This is a genomic window from Peribacillus sp. NPDC096540, assembly GCF_050278525.1.
In the GTDB taxonomy this organism is placed as follows: Bacteria; Bacillota; Bacilli; order Bacillales; family DSM-1321; genus Peribacillus.
In genome coordinates this window covers 63,976-80,151 of record NZ_JBNNTG010000007.1, presented here as the reverse complement: position 1 = coordinate 80,151, position 16,176 = coordinate 63,976, and the positions used below count along the sequence as shown (strand labels likewise).

Here is a 16,176-nt window from a genome sequence, read left to right as displayed (position 1 = left end):
TTCCCTTTTCATTACCTCTTAAATAATTAACACTACGTCGAATGAAAAAACATTTATTTGAAAATTTTAAATTTACAATATATTCTAAAAAATATATACTAAAACTGTTATCAGATACACCGGTTAATGAAAACCACATTCATATTCAAAGGGGGAACCACATTGGCATTAAACGATTCAGGAGCAACGGAATCTCAAGTAAGCGCCTCCACGGATTACACCCAGATTGTCCAATCACCATCATTTCAAGAACTCCTTAGAAAAAAACGCAATTTCATCGTCCCACTTTCCATCTTTTTCATGGTCTTTTATTTCACCTTACCTATCTTAACTTCCTATTCTAAAGTTCTTAACTCTTATGCCTTTGGAGCAATCAGCTGGGCTTGGGTTTTTGCCTTCGCGCAATTTATCATGACATGGACCCTATGCATTCTCTACTCCAAGAAGGCTGCGACTTTTGACCAATTAGTTGAAAAAATCGTGAAAGAAGCGAAAGGGTAAAGGTGAATATACAATGAATACACTTGCTTTTATTTTATTTTTAATCATTGTTGGTTTAACATTAGTCATTACCTACTTTGCTTCACGTCGCACTAAAACAACGGCTGACTTTTATACGGCAGACAGCAGCCTTACTGGATGGCAAAATGGCTGGGCTATTGCCGGTGATTATATGTCCGCCGCTTCATTTTTAGGAATAGCTGGAATGGTTGCACTCGCTGGATTTGATGGTTTTTTCTACAGCATCGGTTTCCTAGTCGCTTACCTGGTCGTTCTTTATATCGTGGCTGAGCCGCTTCGTAACCTTGGTAAGTACACACTAGCAGACATGATTGCTGCACGTTTTAATGAAAAGAAGGTGCGCGGTGTCGCTGCCCTGAATACCATTTCCATTTCAACCTTTTATATGATTGCACAGCTTGTCGGTGCAGGTGCCCTTATAAAGCTATTGCTTGGAATCGATTATTTATACTCCGTTATCATTGTAGGTATTTTAATGACCGTCTACGTCGTCTTTGGAGGTATGACTGCTACCAGTTGGGTACAAATCGTAAAAGCTGTTTTATTGATGGCTGGGACATTCATTATCTCGGTTATTGTACTGGCGAAATTCGACTTTAGCGTGATGGAAATGTTCAGGCAGATGAAAACAGCAACCCCTCTAGCCGGCGATTTCCTCAACCCTGGTAACAAATTTAAGGATCCATTGGATACCTTATCACTCAATTTAGCACTTGTACTCGGGACAGCTGGATTACCTCATATCCTCATTCGTTTCTTTACTGTAAAAGACGCTATCACAGCTCGAAAGTCTGTTGTATATGCAACTTGGATCATTGGGATCTTTTATATCATGACCATTTTCCTTGGCTTTGGAGCAGCAGCTTTCGTTGGATACGACAAAATCATTGCTGCTAATGCTGCTGGAAATATGGCCGCTCCACTGCTTGCCGAAGCTATAGGCGGTGACTTCTTATTCGCCTTTGTGTCAGCCGTTGCTTTCGCTACCATTTTAGCGGTTGTAGCAGGTCTCGTTCTATCTGCAGCCTCTGCTTTTGCCCATGACTTTTATGGCCATATTATTCGTAAAGGTAAAGCCACTGATAAAGAACAAGTGGTTGCTGCTCGTTGGGCATCGATTGGAGTATCCATTCTCTCCATCATCCTTGCTTTATTTGCTCAAAACATGAATGTAGCCTTCCTTGTGTCACTTGCCTTTGCCGTCGCTGCCAGCGCCAATCTACCAATTATTATCTTCACGGTATTTTGGAAGCGCTTTAACACAGCCGGAGCTGTCACAGGTATGCTCGTGGGGCTGATTAGTTCTTTAGTACTTGTGTTTCTAAGCCCTAATGTCTGGTCTCCGGTAGAGGGAGTGGCAATATTTGTTGGGGAACCACTATTCCCACTTGCTAACCCTGGCATTGTCTCCATCCCAATTGGTTTTATCGCAGCAATTGCCGGTACATTGTTATCCAGCAAAAAAGCTGATGCCAAAAAATATGACGAAATCGTGGTTACAGCTAACACCGGAATGAAAGATCCTATTTAAAGTATTCTGACCTATTAAAATTTTATAGTGTAATTATAAGAAGTATAATCCTTTTATCTTCCTAATATTTAAAAAGGAGAGGCAGCTATTCCTATCTGCCTCTCTTTTTTTTGCATCTCAAATAAAAAAATATGTTCTTTACCTGTTTCTCGAAGATTGAAAAACCTTCAGTTTTAATTCTTAAAGCAAAAAAAGAGGAATAAAGATATATCTCTTCATTCCCTCTAGTTTCTCATTCTCAATTTTCTTCTATTATATTTAGTTATCAACTGATTTATAACTTCTGCAAAGATCAGCCCCATTGCTATCGCACCAGCCAGCATGAAGGCCTTGGCGGCCAATTGAACGGCGACATTAAAATCATTTACGACAAAATGCTTCATCGCATCATATGACAAACCTCCTGGCACGAGGGGGATGATTCCCGATACATTGAAAATCGTGATCGGCGTTTTATACCTTTTAGCAAAATATTGGCTGATAACCGCAACGATAAATGCAGCCGCTAATGTTGCCATGATGCTGTTTATCTCATTTTTAACCAAAAAGAAGTATAAGACCCACCCTAGCATCCCTACTAAACCACATTGAAACAATGACTTTTTCGGTACATTGAAGATCACTCCAAAGGCGGCTGAGGCAATGAAACTTGTAATAAGCTGTGCAAACATCATTCTTCCTCCTCTAACATCATAAGAAAACAAACGCAGCCGATATTCCTGCCCCAATGGCTAAAGCAGTCAAACCTGCATCCGCACCCTTGGATAGACCCGAAACTAAATGCCCTGCAATTAAATCCCTGGCTGCATTAGTAATTAACAGCCCTGGCACAAGCGGCATCACCGCTCCAATGATTATCGTGTCCAAATGACTTCCAACCCCAATATGGACAAAGAACATAGCCACTAATCCTACAACTAAAGAAGCTATAAATTCAGCAAAAAAACGAACTTCCAGTAACCAGTGCAAATAAAGCAGGCAAGAGAATCCCATTCCTCCAGCTATACAGGACCAGATGAAATCATTCCACTGTCCTTGAAACATGATTAAAAAACAGCCGCTCGCTATAAATGCAGCAAAGACCTGACCCCACATGGGATACCCCATCCCAGCCTTTTCGATTTGTTTTAACCGTAAAAAAGCCTCCTCTAGTGTCATTTCCTTGCTGGAAATGCTTCGGGATATACTGTTAACAAGCGTTACTTTGTGTAAATCAGTAGATCGTTGGGAGACTCGAATTAATTTTGAGGCTGGGTGCATACCATCCAGAGAAAAAATAATCCCTGTCGGCGTTGAAAAGCTGTGTGAGTCCCCGCATCCAAACGCTGCAGCAATTCTAACCATCGTATCTTCAACCCGCGAAGTTTCGGCTCCGTTCTGTAGCATGATTTTTCCCGCAAGTAAGCATACATCTATAATTTCATTGTATCGTAACTGATCATCCATTTTATCCTCTCCATCACTTTCTGCGTGAGTTTCTCTCATTAACAGATAACGATCTTACCAGTTTAAATCCACCTCATAATAGCCCAATTTTCATGAAAAGGATATAAAAATATTTCCTTATTTAATTAATTATTTCCACTTATGTAGTTCTGACTTTAATAGTTCCAGTATTCCCTTTATTCAATGCTAAAACCGCTTATATATTGAATTATTCGGTAGTTCTCTATTGTTCACTAGGAGAGGAATAGATCAACAACAATTACTACAATAAAAAAGGAATGCGGCATAAAACCTGCATCCCTGTTTATTGTTAGTTATTGCTCACCCTTTTATATTTTGTTAATTTCACCGAGTTTGAGTGTCCTTTTAGTTTCTCCTTTGAACTTAGTGCCATGCACTACAATATAGGTAGTTGCACTGAATTTAAGACCCCAGAATCCTCTGTACCTCTATATTACTTTATGAATAAACGCATCTACTGTTTTATTAAACAAATCACTTTCTTCTATAAATGGGCAATGACAACTATCTTCAAAAATAACAAGTTCAGAATTCGGAATGTTCTTCTGCAAATGCTCCCCTGCAGCAACAGGAATGACCTTTTCATGTCTACCAAAGCAGAGAAGCGTAGGAACGGTAATTTCAGGCAAGAATTCACGATAGTCAACAATTGATTGATCAAACAGGATGGCACTGGCAATGGATGCCGGCATTTTCGTTACTTCCTCAAGCATCCAGTTTGCATCCTCTGCAGATAATTCATCTTTAAACATAGAAGTAAGAAAGCCTTGTAAAAAGGGGGAACGATTCGTTTGAATCTCAGTCATGAACGCAATCAATGTGCCGATATCAAAAGCCCCAATATCAAAATCGGGCCATTTAAAATCAGATGCCAATTCATCTACAATCACAGTTGAATGGACATTATCCTCGCCAAATTGCTTGAGATAATCCCATACGACGAAAGCCCCCATGGACCAGCCTACAAGTATGACATCCTTTAACCCCTGTTTATCAATGAACATATGAAGATCTTTTGCGTAAACGGAGACCGTATTTCCGTGATGAACGTGGGTTGATTGACCATGGCTTCTTAAATCAAGTAAGAAAGTTCTGTACTTCTCTGAAAAGTACGGAAGCTGTCTTGTAAAGAAACGACTACTCATCCACACTCCATGGATAAAAATAATCGGCCTCCCTTGCCCCTTTTCTTCATAGAATAGCTGAACGTCCTTTTCAACCTCTATAAATGCCATCGTATCCCTCCTTCACAATATTTTCACAATTAAATTGCTTCTTATTATTTATTGTGTTTCATCTTTTAACATTCCTTCATTTAAAAAAATATTGTAAAACTTCATTCTAAAGCTGATAATGAAGTTTGTATTTATATACATCTTCATCCTGAAAGGACGGAATTTTTCATGAAGGGCTTTTTTAAAAACTATCGATCCTCTTTAGTATTACTCACTGCGATTATTATTGGTGGGATAGCAGGCGTTGTTTTCGGTGAGAAAACCTCAGTCATACAGCCGCTAGGGGACTTATTTCTAAATCTAATGTTCACAATTATCGTTCCATTGGTATTTTTCAGCATTGCTTCTGCTATTGCTAATATGAGCGGGATGAAACGTCTCGGGAAAATCATGGGCAGTATTGTTTTCGTTTTCCTGACTACAGCCGCTTTAGCTGCCGTAATTGGTTTTATTGGGACAACTATTATCAATCCATTGGAAGGCACCGATACGACAGCTATTAAAGAACTGATGGAAAGCAGTTCCTCTGAAGAAACCATTGAAGAAGTTTCTTTCCTTAGTCAACTGGTTAATACTGTAACCGTGTCCGATTTTCCAGAACTGTTTTCTAGAAGCAATATGCTTCAACTTATCGTTTTCTCTGTATTAATTGGATTATCCACCGCACTGGTCGGCGAGAAAGCGAAACCGATTACTGAGTTTTTAACAGCGGGTACAGCTGTGATGATGAAAGTCGTAAAAATTGTTATGTACTATGCACCAATCGGACTTGGAGCTTATTTTGCGGCTATTATCGGACAGCTTGGACCGCAGATTTTAGAAGGCTATGCACGTACCTTCATTCTTTATCTAGTTTTAGCTTTAATTTATTACTTCGGCTTTTTCACCCTCTATGCCTTTATTGCCGGTGGGAAAGAGGGAGTTAAACTATTTTGGAAAAATGCCTTCACACCATCTATTACAGCCATCGCTACCTGTTCAAGTGCCGCGTGCATTCCGGTCAATTTGGAAGCCGTCAGAAAAATGGGTGTGCCAAAAGATATCGCAGAGACGGTCATCCCGCTTGGAGCCAACACTCACAAAGATGGTTCTGTATTCGGCGGGGTGTTGAAAATTGTTTTCCTATTCAGCTTATTTGGCAAAGATATGACAAGCATCTCCAGTATTTTAAGTATACTGGCTGTTGCCTTTTTGGTCGGCGCTGTTATGGGAGCCATTCCTGGAGGTGGCATGATAGGGGAAATGTTGATTCTAAGTGTATTCGGCTTTCCTATTGAAGTTCTGCCAATTATTGCTGTTATCTCCACGATTATCGATGCACCTGCTACACTACTTAACTCAACAGGAAACACCGTTTGCACCATGCTTGTCACACGACTGGTTGAGGGGAAAAACTGGTTAAAACAAGCATTTGTTAAAGAAGATTCTGTGGTGTGATTATATGATATCGAAACTGACTCCAAGACATTCTTGAGTCAGTTTTTTTTACTTTTTCAATGAATGTCTTTCTAGCAGTTTTTTAATCTGCAAGGAGTTCTGTACCCTTACATAGAATTAAATAGTAAGGAGGGATTTAATGTTAAAATGGTTACCTGCTGTAATCCTTTTCACGGGACTACTATATATTTTCTTTATACCTGAAGAGCCTTTAGCACTAAAAATTCTTTTCAAGATTATTCCTATGTTATTGATTTTGCTTTATGCCTACACGAAAAATGAGGGGAAACAAACTCGATATCAATCTTTAATTCTTCTTGGTTTACTCTTTTGCATGCTTGGTGACGGCTTGTTGATCTGGTTTGTCATTGGTCTTTCCGCCTTCTTAATCGGTCATCTTTTTTATATTGCCGCATTCCTCAACACATGGAGCTTTTCATGGCTCCGATTTGCAACCATTCTTCCTATTGCTGGTTATTCCACTTGGATCGGCCATGAAATTGTACTTTCTTTGATTGAAAAAGGTGAAAACACCCTAATCATTCCTGTCATCTGCTATGTCACGGTAATTTCTCTCATGGGATGGGCAGCATTTATGACCGGAAATGTAGCCGCGATTATCGGGGGACTGCTGTTCGTCATTTCTGACTCCATTTTATCCTGGAACAAATTCGTTGAAGATATTACCTTTGCTGGCCCACTGATTATGTTAACCTACTATACAGCTCAGTTTTTCATCGCAAACAGCATCAGCTCGAAACCTGCTTACTCTTCATCGAGCAACTGGAAAAATGGGCGAGCTATCTCCAGAAAATTCTGAGCTAAGCCGTTCCACATGAAACAATTTCCCACGAATAAAAGGCATTCACAGTTCTAGTTAAACTGTGAATGCCTTTTTTTATCCATTAATTTTCTTAATGAAAACTACTTTTAAATAGTTACCTTCCTTATAATCCGAACTTGTTTTAAAATCTGCCGGCAATGAAAACTCTTCCATGAGTTCATATTTTCCATTCATTTCTCTAAAGGCTGCCTCAATAAAGCTTTTAAATTTTTTCATGTCAAAAGTACTGCAGTTGGTTGACGCTATAATGACCCCATTGTCTTCTGTAATGGAAATAGCATCCTTCAATAGATTCGTATAGTCTTTTCCGGCACTGAAGGTGAACTTCTTTGACTTGGCAAAGCTGGGTGGATCAAGAATGACCATATCAAATTTCAGAGCCTTCTTAACTGCATATTTAAAATACTTAAATACGTCCATCACAACGATATTCTGCATTTCAGGATCTATTCCGTTCACATTGAACTGTTCAATCGTTTTTGGTAGGCTGCGATTCGCCAGGTCCACACTAGTCGTTTTAACGGAACCGCCTAAAGCGGCAAATACAGAAAATGCTCCAGTGTAAGAGAACATATTCAGCACGGACTTCCCTTTTGCATATTTATCTCGAATCGTCCTTCTTACTTCACGCTGATCAAGGAAGACACCTACCATGGCCCCATCATTCAAATAGACAGCGAAATGGACCCCATTCTCCTTGACAAGAAGCGGAAATTCCGGCTGTTCCCCCATGACAAAATCGTCTTCTTCTACATATTGCCCCTTCGTATCAAATCGTTTCTTCTGATAAATCGACTTGACCTCGACCGTATTCTGCAGTGCCTTAATGATATAGTCTTTAAACGAATAAATCCCTTTGCTGTACCAGCTGATAACATAGTGACCATCGTAATGATCAATAATTAATCCGCCAATCCCATCTCCTTCTCCATTGAAAAAGCGGAAAGCAGTAGTCTCAGTATCTTCAAAAAATGGCTTTCGGTAATTATACGCATTACTGATTTTTTCATCGAAAAATGATTGATCAATTTTATCATTCTCCTTTTGAGTCAATATCCAGCCATAACCTTTATTCTGTTTCCCATAATACCCCTTCGCTAAAAAACGATTGTTCTCGTCAACCAAACGCACTAAAGATCCCTCATCTTGAAGGTCATTGAGATTGCCTATTGACTCTTTGGCAATCAAGGGAAATCCTTTGGCGATTTTATTTACAAACTTAGCTTTCACTTTTATATCTATTTCTTTTCCCATATATATCATCCTATCTATGCAATTGCTTTCCTCCCCATTTTACCCTAATCCCTTTATAAATAAAAACCAGCCTGGTTCCTTCACCAAGCTGGTTTCTCCAAAATCTTTGATTATGATACTTCTAAATGAAGATCTCCCGGTTTTACTTTTCCCATCATCTTCAATACTCGATGTAAGGCAAGGGTGATCACAGCTGGCAAGACCATACCCACCGCCACATAAACCAGGAACGTGTACAACCCTTGACCCGTAATGATAGCAATCGGGGCAATCAATGAACTTAAGCCCATTCCTCCAAGCTCATACGGTACTTGGAAATCGAATGCCAACGTAGCGATAGGAGCACAAATGATTGCCGCTACAAATGGCGGGACGACATATAATGGTTTTTTGATTAAGTTAGGAAATTGAACTTTCGGCGTAACAACCATCTGTGCAAGGAACCCACCCATATCATTATCTTTATAAGACATGACAGTGAATCCAACAAATTGAACGGTACATCCGATTAAAGCTGCCGCACTAGAAACAGGATCTAACTGTAGGGCTATCGCTAGAGCAGCGGAAGAAGCTGGTGTCATCAATAATATGCTCCATACTAATGCAATGACCATGGAACCAATTAATGGAGAACCTTCAACCTGCGCTGTAATTTGACTGCTTAACCATGTCAGGAACGGTGTCGTAACAAGTGCTAGACCATATCCAGAAACCCCACCGACAAGTACTGCAGCCAATGGAATGGCCATAATATCCAATTTCGTTTTACCGATCAGACGCTTACCTACATAAGTTGCGATTAATGCTGCCAAAACAGCACTTAGTGGCTGACCCGTAACAATCGTGAAGACACCCTCAGCAGTTCTGTTAATGGCTGCGCCTCCTACTGCACTTGAAGCCATAGCACTAAAAATAATTAATGAATTTCCTCCTAGCTGATAGGCGATACCTGCTCCTAAAGCTGGGGCTAGTAAGACCTTTGCGGCTCCACCTATTGCCAGGAGGACCTCCCAATCTAAATATCCCCCTATGGATTCAAACAATAACCCGATCCCTAACGTAACCAAAACTGCATTAGCTATCCCTGTTGATGCCTTGTACATTCGATCATTGATGTATTCTTTCCTGCTCACTTTATTTCCACTCCTTATTAATTATCAGAATATTCAATTTTATAAACGAAAAAAAATCCCTGTTATTTGGAAGGGTACACCAGTTGTTTTTACTTACGCGTCTTGTTATTAAGTTCACAAGCAAGGCTCAAACAATTCCACTAACATAATAAGAGAATAATAATACGAAGTAACCATTTGAATAACTACTCATCTATTTCTCCGCCTCCGATAATATCTGTTCGTATAATAACATGAATTTTCTGATAATGTAAGCGATATTTTTATTCTAGTAAAATAAAAACGCTTACAAAAACGGAGTATATATTACTTTTTATACAATTAAATCTAATCTTGTATTATTTTAATATAAATTAATCCTTTTATTACCAAAAACCTCTAAAATATCTGGTTTTAAGCCGGAATATCCAATACATTATTTCAATATAACTTTCCGGTATTTACACTATAATCATTCCTCTTTTTATAAAAAAAAGAGAACCCATTTAAATTGGATTCTCTTCTATATTTATGATATAAATGTGATCTTTCATAAAGGCTAATTAGAATTCCCTTACACCAAGCTTTTAACTTTTCTTCTATTGAAAACCTTCCAAAGTTGCAAAAGTGTCTCTAAGGAATTGATAAAATAGTTTCTCCGTTGGCATTAACTCCCTTTCAGTTGGAATAATAACACCTACAGCCCTAGTTACAGATGGTTCATCCAACGGCAGTCTAACTGTAAAACGAGGCAAGCTGTCAATCAGAGAGATTTCTGGTATTAAGGTTACGCCAAGTCCTGCTGCCACTAGACCTTTAATAGCATCAGTATCTTTTCCTTCAAATGCAACTTCTGGCTCGAAACCGTGCAGTTTACATGCCTTCATAACAATATCACGTAAAACATACCCCTTAGGATATACGATGAACGGATTTCCTTGAAGTTCATTTAAGTTTAATGACTTCTTCAAGGCCAAAGGATGACTTTCTGACAAAAGAGCAACTAAGTTCTCAATAAATAGAGTTTCTCCGTGAATTTTCTTTTCGTTCGCCGGTAGAGGTCCAATTAAGGCCATGTTAATATTTCCTTTTATAACAGAATCGATCAAGTAGCGATATGAGCCTTGTTTCAAGGTGAACTTCGCTTGCGGGTAAATCTCTCTGAAATCAGAAATAACCTTTGGCAATATATAGGAAGCTAAACTACTTGGAAAGCCAATACGAATTGTCCCTTTTTCCGGATTTAAGCTCTCAGCCAGCTCACGCTTTGAACGATCAATTATATCCATAGCTTGTTCCATATTCGCTAAAAATGTATGTCCTATAGGTGTCAGCTTAATTTTCCGGCCTTCGCGGATAAATAAAGGCACACCTAATTCTTCTTCTAAATTATAAATTTGACGACTGACTGCAGACTGGGCAACATGCAAAGCCACTGCTGCTTCCGTCATATGTTCACGCTTTGCCACTTCAATGAAATATTCGATTTGTCTTAATTCCAATGTAAGCTCCTTCTTTCATATCAAAACAGCATGTTATTTATCTAATATTCAGATTGTTTCTTTCAAATTTAAATTATATCATGAAAGTATCACATAAAAACGTATATATATATTCAAAAATATTTTCATGACTTTATTACCAAAAAAGGGGAGAAAAATTAATGACAACGTCACATGAAGTTGAGCAAGAGGAATTACAAATTGCAAAAGAGTTTGTAAGTCAATTATACGTACAGGTAAAGGAGCGTAACCCTCACGAAAGTGAATTCCATCAAGCTGTAAAAGAAATATTCCTTTCATTAGTACCAGTATTTTCAAAACACCCTATTTATATGAATAGTGGGATTTTAGAAAGAATGGTTGAGCCAGAAAGAATGATTACCTTCCGTGTCTCTTGGGTTGATGACCTAGGAAATGTGCAAGTTAACCGTGGTTTCCGCGTGCAATTCAACAGTGCTATTGGACCATTTAAAGGCGGTCTACGTTTTCACCCGACAGTAAACTCAAGTATCATCAAATTCCTTGGTTTCGAGCAAATCTTTAAAAATTCTCTTACAGGACAGCCAATTGGCGGAGGAAAAGGTGGATCTGACTTCGATCCAAAAGGAAAATCAGACGCTGAAATCATGCGTTTTTGCCAAAGCTTCATGTCAGAACTAGCTCGCTATATCGGTCCAGATACAGACGTACCGGCTGGGGATATCGGAGTAGGAGCTAGAGAAATCGGTTATCTATTCGGTCAGTATAAAAAAATTCAAGGCAGCTACCATGCGGGTGTTTTAACTGGTAAAGGCATAAGTTACGGCGGAAGCTTAGCCCGTACAGAAGCGACTGGATACGGGACGGTTTACTTTGTCGAAGAAATGCTAAAAGACAAAGGATTACAATTCCATGGTAGCACAGTTGTTATTTCCGGATCAGGTAATGTATCCATTTATGCCATTGAAAAAGCTACACAGCTGGGTGCTAAAGTTGTTGCATGCAGCGACTCTAATGGCTATATATATGACAAAAATGGTCTGAACCTAGATACAGTTAAACGTTTAAAAGAAATAGAAAGAAAACGTTTGAGCGAGTATGTCGATGCTCATCCCGAAGCTGAATACAATGAAGGAAGCTATGGAATTTGGTCTGTACCATGCGATATCGCCCTTCCTTGTGCAACACAAAATGAAATTGATGAAGAAGCAGCAAAATTGCTTGTTAAAAACAACGTGAAAGCAATCGGCGAAGGTGCTAACATGCCATCAACTCTTGAGGCCATTGACGTATTCCTTAATAATGGTATCCTTTTCGGACCAGCCAAAGCCGCTAACGCAGGTGGTGTTGCCGTTTCTGCACTTGAAATGGCCCAAAACAGTGCAAGAATGCCTTGGACATTTGAAGAAGTCGATACGAAACTACACGGTATCATGAAAAATATTTATAAAAACAGTGTAGAAGCAGCCGAAGCATACGGTGAACCTGGCAACTTAGTTATCGGAGCCAACATTGCCGGATTCCTTAAAGTAGCAGATGCTATGCTGACTCAAGGCATACTCTAATAATAAGTTAAATATCAGGAGGCGGTCCCAACATGGGCCGCCTTATTTTTGGTAAAAGAGTGATCACATCTTTTTACAGGTAATTATTCATATCAATCCGAAAAATCCTCTTTACACCTACTTAAGTCCCTACACGTAAAAAGTTCACATCTTTATAGGAGTGAACGTTAAATTATAACCGTTCAATATATTATTATTATCCACCTATAGCCTGATTTCATAGGTTAGATTGATATTCTGCTTATTCAACTGGTTAATAGGATTTTTGCATAGTTAGCCGCCACATTGGCATCAAACCAAACAAAAAGAGGAGTGTCGGAAAAATTCCGACACTCTCACTGGTTGCAAAACTGTTATTCTTTAGTAACTAATTTCAATGGAACAGATATTTTTTCGTCTATCTTTTCACCTTTTAATACTTTTTCTGAGGCATTAACCGCTTCTTTACCAATAAGAGCCGGTTGTTGAGCGATTGTTGCTTTTAGGTCACCGTTTTCAACAGCCTTTAAAGCATCATCGTTTCCATCAAAACCAACAACAATGATGTCTTTACCTGCTGCTTTGATTGCTTCAATAGCTCCTAGAGCCATTTCGTCATTATGAGCGAATACCGCTTGAATGTCCTTTTTACCTTGTAGGATATTTTCCATAACGTTAAGACCTTTTGTGCGGTCAAATTCTGCCGTCTGACTTGTCAGGACTTCTAATTGCTTGTCAGCAATATTGTGGAACCCTTTCCCACGTTCCCGAGTTGCAGATGCACCTGAAACACCTTCTAGCTCCACTACTTTTGCTTTTTCGCCAAGCTCTTTAACTAGGTATTCCGCAGCTAATTCTCCACCTGCCACGTTATCGGAAGCGATGAATGTTTCGATATCCCCTTCGTCAGAAGAGCGATCAATTGTAATAACAGGTATGCCCGCTTCGTTTGCTGATTGAACAGCAGAAGAAATTGCCGCTGAATCTGTTGGATTAACAAGAAGGATATCTACTTTTTGAAGAATTAAATCTTCAATCCCGCTAATTTGTTTAGCTGTATCGTCCTGTGCATCAACAACTGTAACTTTCATGCCTTTTTCTTTTGCCTCTTTTTCAATACCATCTTTTAAAGAAACGAAGAATGGATTGTTTAACGTTGAAATACTGACTCCGACTTTCACGTCTTCCATAGAGTCTTTGGTTTCTTTTTTATCATCTTTTTGACCCGAATCCATTGAACAGGCAGCTAATACCATTAAAGAAAGAACCATAAACAACGATACTATTTTTTTCATTTATTACACCTCTACTTATGATTTTTTACGGTCAAGTAACACCGCAATTAATATAACTGCACCTTTTACCACTTGCTGGTAGAAAGAAGATACACCCAGTAAATTCATACCGTTATTCAAAGTACCGATAATCAGGACACCGACTAGCGTACCGAACAACCGGCCCTTACCGCCTGAAAGGCTTGTTCCGCCAAGCACTACCGCAGCAATGGCATCCATCTCATAGGATTGACCAGCCGTTGGTTGTGCAGAATTCAAACGGGATGTTAAAATGGCACCAGCAATCGCTGCCATGGTACCCGCCAGCCCGTAAATGGCTACTTTTACTCGATCTACTTTAATCCCTGATATACGGGAAGCCTTTTCATTTCCACCAATTGCATACGTTTTACGTCCAAATGATGTTTTATGAAGTAGGAACCATAGGATAAAGAAAGCAATAATCATCACAACCGCTGGAACCGGTAGCCCAAGGAAGTATCCTCTCCCGAGCATTTGGAACAATTCTGAATCACCAATTCCTGTAATTGGCTTTCCATCTGTATAAACGAGCGTTAATCCACGGAAAATTGTCATCGTAGCCAGCGTTACAATGAAAGGTGCCATTTTCCCTTTTGAAACAAGAATTCCATTGATTACACCCATTATTGTACCTAGTAGAACTCCTACTAATATTGCTAAAATTGGATCTAATCCTGAGACCATCATTCCAGCCATAAGTGCGCTGGATAGAGCCAGTATGGAACCAACGGACAAATCAATTCCGCCTGTTAAAATGATAAAGGTCATCCCAAATGCAATAAGCGCATTAATAGAGGTTTGACGCAATAAATTCAAAATATTATTTGGTTCCATAAATGATGGATTTAACACAGTTATTACGATAAATAATAAAATCAAGGCGAGTAACGGACCAAATTTCTGCCAAATCCCGCTTTTCCCTGTAGCCTCAAGTTTCATCCTAGTTCCCTCCTGTCGCCAATGACATAATTTTTTCTTGTGTTGCTTCCTGCTTTTTCAGTTCCCCGGCAATTTTACCTTCATGAACAACAAGGATTCGATCACTCATCCCAACGATTTCGGGAAGCTCTGACGAAACCATAATAATAGCGATACCGCGCTCTGTTAATTCATTCATCAATTCATAAATTTCACGTTTAGCTCCAACATCAATTCCTCGAGTTGGCTCATCCATAATCAATACTTTAGGTGACGTGCCAATCCATTTGGCAATAACCACCTTTTGTTGATTCCCACCGGATAAATTACCGATGATCGTTTCTGTAGAAGATGTTTTCACATGAAGACGCTTGATCATCATCTCTGTAAATTTTTTCTCATCTTCCGTTTTTACGAGTCCACTAGGGGCAAAGCTTTTTAAATTCGGCAGGCCGATATTTTCCCGTACTGAAAAGTCCAGGATCAAGCCCTCTTCTTTACGGTTTTCCGTGATGAAAGCTAAACCATAGCGAACTGCATCCGTTGGTTTTCGTATAGAAACTTTCTTACCTTCAACAGTAATCTCACCGCTGTCTATTTGATCAACCCCGAAAAGGGCACGCATTATTTCTGTTCTACCCGCTCCCATTAATCCGGCCACGCCCACAATCTCACCTTTTCGGACAGCGAAGTGGATATCTTCAAAAAGCCCCTTTTTAGTTAGTCCTTTTACATCAATGACTACTTCGCCGAGATGGGCTTCACGATGAGGGAAACGATCCTCTAGCTCCCGGCCAACCATCTTTTGAACAACTTCATCGAAATTTGTATCTTCAATTCTTTTCGTATCGACAGTTTTTCCATCACGCATCACGGTGATTCTGTCACAAATGGCAAATATTTCTTCCATTCGGTGAGAGATGTAAACAAGAGACACGCCTTTTTTGGTAAGGTCCTTCATTACTTCAAAGAGCTTCTCGATTTCTCTATCGGTTAAGGCTGCTGTTGGTTCGTCCATGATGATGACCTCGGCATCCGTCATAAGCGCTTTAGCAATTTCAATCATCTGCTGTTCCCCAACGGAACAAAGCCCTGCTTCCTTATCAAAAGGAAGGGAAATATTAAGCGTTTTAAAGATCTCATTTGCTCGCGCTTTCATTTGTTTGTTTCTTAGGACACCGAAGGCATTTACCATTTCCTTGCCGATAAATAAATTCTCTAACACCGTCATTTCCGGCCAAATGTTCAATTCCTGACGGATAAAGGCCATTCCCGCTTCTTCCGCTTCCTTTGAATCCTTAAATGAGGTTTCTTTACCATTAATCTCAATAGTCCCTTGATCATGCTTATGCAGCCCCGTCAAAATGTTCATCAAGGTGGATTTCCCGGCTCCATTTTCCCCCATAAGTGCGTGGACTTCTCCAGCCTCTAAAGAAAACTGAACGCCTTCCAATACCTTGTTTTGACCAAATGCTTTATAAATATTGTTCATTTCAATTTGCATGCTCTTCACCT

General features: G+C 39.5%; 14 protein-coding genes. 5 read left to right on the top strand and 9 right to left on the bottom strand.

Going from position 1 to position 16,176, the window contains the following annotated elements; translation table 11 throughout:
- The first annotated feature begins 225 nt into the window (after positions 1-225).
- Positions 226-501: a DUF485 domain-containing protein gene (locus ACQKMR_RS09085; RefSeq protein WP_427697075.1), complete on the top strand. Its 276-nt coding sequence runs from the start codon at positions 226-228 to the stop codon at positions 499-501.
- 13 nt (positions 502-514) lie between these two features.
- Positions 515-2,053 carry a solute symporter family protein gene (locus ACQKMR_RS09080; RefSeq protein WP_427697005.1) on the top strand — a complete coding sequence of 513 codons (1,539 nt, stop codon included), beginning with the start codon at positions 515-517 and terminating at the stop codon, positions 2,051-2,053.
- 224 nt (positions 2,054-2,277) lie between these two features.
- Here ACQKMR_RS09080 and ACQKMR_RS09075 read toward each other — a convergent pair whose 3' ends face one another.
- The 3 genes from ACQKMR_RS09075 to ACQKMR_RS09065 all read right to left on the bottom strand — a co-directional run bounded on the left by ACQKMR_RS09075 (position 2,278) and on the right by ACQKMR_RS09065 (position 4,755).
- Positions 2,278-2,727, bottom strand: coding sequence for a threonine/serine exporter family protein (locus ACQKMR_RS09075; protein ID WP_427697004.1), 450 nt, complete (start codon positions 2,725-2,727; stop codon positions 2,278-2,280).
- A 16-nt stretch (positions 2,728-2,743) separates the two neighbouring features.
- Positions 2,744-3,499, bottom strand: coding sequence for a threonine/serine exporter family protein (locus tag ACQKMR_RS09070; protein WP_427697003.1), 756 nt, complete (start codon positions 3,497-3,499; stop codon positions 2,744-2,746).
- Positions 3,500-3,948: 449 nt separating this feature from the next.
- Complete coding sequence (locus tag ACQKMR_RS09065) at positions 3,949-4,755, bottom strand: alpha/beta fold hydrolase (protein WP_427697002.1); 807 nt, start codon at positions 4,753-4,755, stop codon at positions 3,949-3,951.
- A 168-nt stretch (positions 4,756-4,923) separates the two neighbouring features.
- Here ACQKMR_RS09065 and ACQKMR_RS09060 point away from each other — a divergent pair, with 168 nt between their 5' ends.
- Both ACQKMR_RS09060 and ACQKMR_RS09055 read left to right on the top strand, forming a co-directional pair.
- Entirely contained in the window at positions 4,924-6,192 is a 1,269-nt protein-coding gene (locus tag ACQKMR_RS09060) for a dicarboxylate/amino acid:cation symporter (protein WP_427697001.1), read from the top strand.
- Positions 6,193-6,331: 139 nt separating this feature from the next.
- Complete coding sequence (locus tag ACQKMR_RS09055; protein WP_427697000.1) at positions 6,332-7,012, top strand: lysoplasmalogenase; 681 nt, start codon at positions 6,332-6,334, stop codon at positions 7,010-7,012.
- Between the two features lie 78 nt (positions 7,013-7,090).
- Here ACQKMR_RS09055 and ACQKMR_RS09050 read toward each other — a convergent pair whose 3' ends face one another.
- From ACQKMR_RS09050 to ACQKMR_RS09040, 3 genes are all read right to left on the bottom strand, one after another.
- The gene (locus ACQKMR_RS09050; protein ID WP_427696999.1) at positions 7,091-8,290 is read right to left on the bottom strand and encodes a class I SAM-dependent rRNA methyltransferase; all 1,200 of its coding nucleotides are present in this window, start codon (positions 8,288-8,290) and stop codon (positions 7,091-7,093) included.
- Between the two features lie 110 nt (positions 8,291-8,400).
- Positions 8,401-9,393 (bottom strand): PTS transporter subunit IIC, encoded by a 993-nt coding sequence (locus ACQKMR_RS09045; protein ID WP_053348846.1) that lies wholly within the window; start codon positions 9,391-9,393, stop codon positions 8,401-8,403.
- Between the two features lie 608 nt (positions 9,394-10,001).
- Positions 10,002-10,904 (bottom strand): LysR family transcriptional regulator, encoded by a 903-nt coding sequence (locus tag ACQKMR_RS09040; protein WP_427696998.1) that lies wholly within the window; start codon positions 10,902-10,904, stop codon positions 10,002-10,004.
- Positions 10,905-11,065: 161 nt separating this feature from the next.
- Here ACQKMR_RS09040 and gdhA point away from each other — a divergent pair, with 161 nt between their 5' ends.
- A complete protein-coding gene (gene gdhA, locus ACQKMR_RS09035; RefSeq protein ID WP_427696997.1) occupies positions 11,066-12,448 on the top strand; it encodes an NADP-specific glutamate dehydrogenase in 1,383 nt (460 codons plus the stop codon).
- A gap of 353 nt (positions 12,449-12,801) precedes the next feature.
- Here the strand turns inward: gdhA and rbsB are convergent, their stop codons facing one another.
- Genes rbsB through ACQKMR_RS09020 form a run of 3 tightly spaced genes read right to left on the bottom strand, consistent with a single transcriptional unit; the run spans position 12,802 to position 16,165 of the window.
- Complete coding sequence (rbsB, locus tag ACQKMR_RS09030; protein WP_427696996.1) at positions 12,802-13,722, bottom strand: ribose ABC transporter substrate-binding protein RbsB; 921 nt, start codon at positions 13,720-13,722, stop codon at positions 12,802-12,804.
- A gap of 15 nt (positions 13,723-13,737) precedes the next feature.
- Positions 13,738-14,682 (bottom strand): ABC transporter permease, encoded by a 945-nt coding sequence (locus ACQKMR_RS09025; protein ID WP_427696995.1) that lies wholly within the window; start codon positions 14,680-14,682, stop codon positions 13,738-13,740.
- Position 14,683: 1 nt separating this feature from the next.
- Entirely contained in the window at positions 14,684-16,165 is a 1,482-nt protein-coding gene (locus ACQKMR_RS09020; RefSeq protein WP_427696994.1) for a sugar ABC transporter ATP-binding protein, read from the bottom strand.
- Positions 16,166-16,176 lie beyond the last annotated feature (11 nt).

Excerpts from the sequence above, each read along its gene's own strand:
- ACQKMR_RS09045 (WP_053348846.1), bottom strand. The coding sequence starts at position 9,393 with ATGTACAAGGCATCAACAGGGATAGCTAATGCAGTTTTGGTTACGTTA.
- ACQKMR_RS09025 (WP_427696995.1), bottom strand. The coding sequence starts at position 14,682 with ATGAAACTTGAGGCTACAGGGAAAAGCGGGATTTGGCAGAAATTTGGT.
- ACQKMR_RS09065 (WP_427697002.1), bottom strand. The coding sequence starts at position 4,755 with ATGGCATTTATAGAGGTTGAAAAGGACGTTCAGCTATTCTATGAAGAA.
- ACQKMR_RS09070 (WP_427697003.1), bottom strand. The coding sequence starts at position 3,499 with ATGGATGATCAGTTACGATACAATGAAATTATAGATGTATGCTTACTT.
- ACQKMR_RS09060 (WP_427697001.1), top strand. The coding sequence starts at position 4,924 with ATGAAGGGCTTTTTTAAAAACTATCGATCCTCTTTAGTATTACTCACT.
- gdhA (WP_427696997.1), top strand. The coding sequence starts at position 11,066 with ATGACAACGTCACATGAAGTTGAGCAAGAGGAATTACAAATTGCAAAA.
- ACQKMR_RS09075 (WP_427697004.1), bottom strand. The coding sequence starts at position 2,727 with ATGATGTTTGCACAGCTTATTACAAGTTTCATTGCCTCAGCCGCCTTT.
- ACQKMR_RS09055 (WP_427697000.1), top strand. The coding sequence starts at position 6,332 with ATGTTAAAATGGTTACCTGCTGTAATCCTTTTCACGGGACTACTATAT.
- ACQKMR_RS09080 (WP_427697005.1), top strand. The coding sequence starts at position 515 with ATGAATACACTTGCTTTTATTTTATTTTTAATCATTGTTGGTTTAACA.
- ACQKMR_RS09020 (WP_427696994.1), bottom strand. The coding sequence starts at position 16,165 with ATGCAAATTGAAATGAACAATATTTATAAAGCATTTGGTCAAAACAAG.
- rbsB (WP_427696996.1), bottom strand. The coding sequence starts at position 13,722 with ATGAAAAAAATAGTATCGTTGTTTATGGTTCTTTCTTTAATGGTATTA.
- ACQKMR_RS09050 (WP_427696999.1), bottom strand. The coding sequence starts at position 8,290 with ATGGGAAAAGAAATAGATATAAAAGTGAAAGCTAAGTTTGTAAATAAA.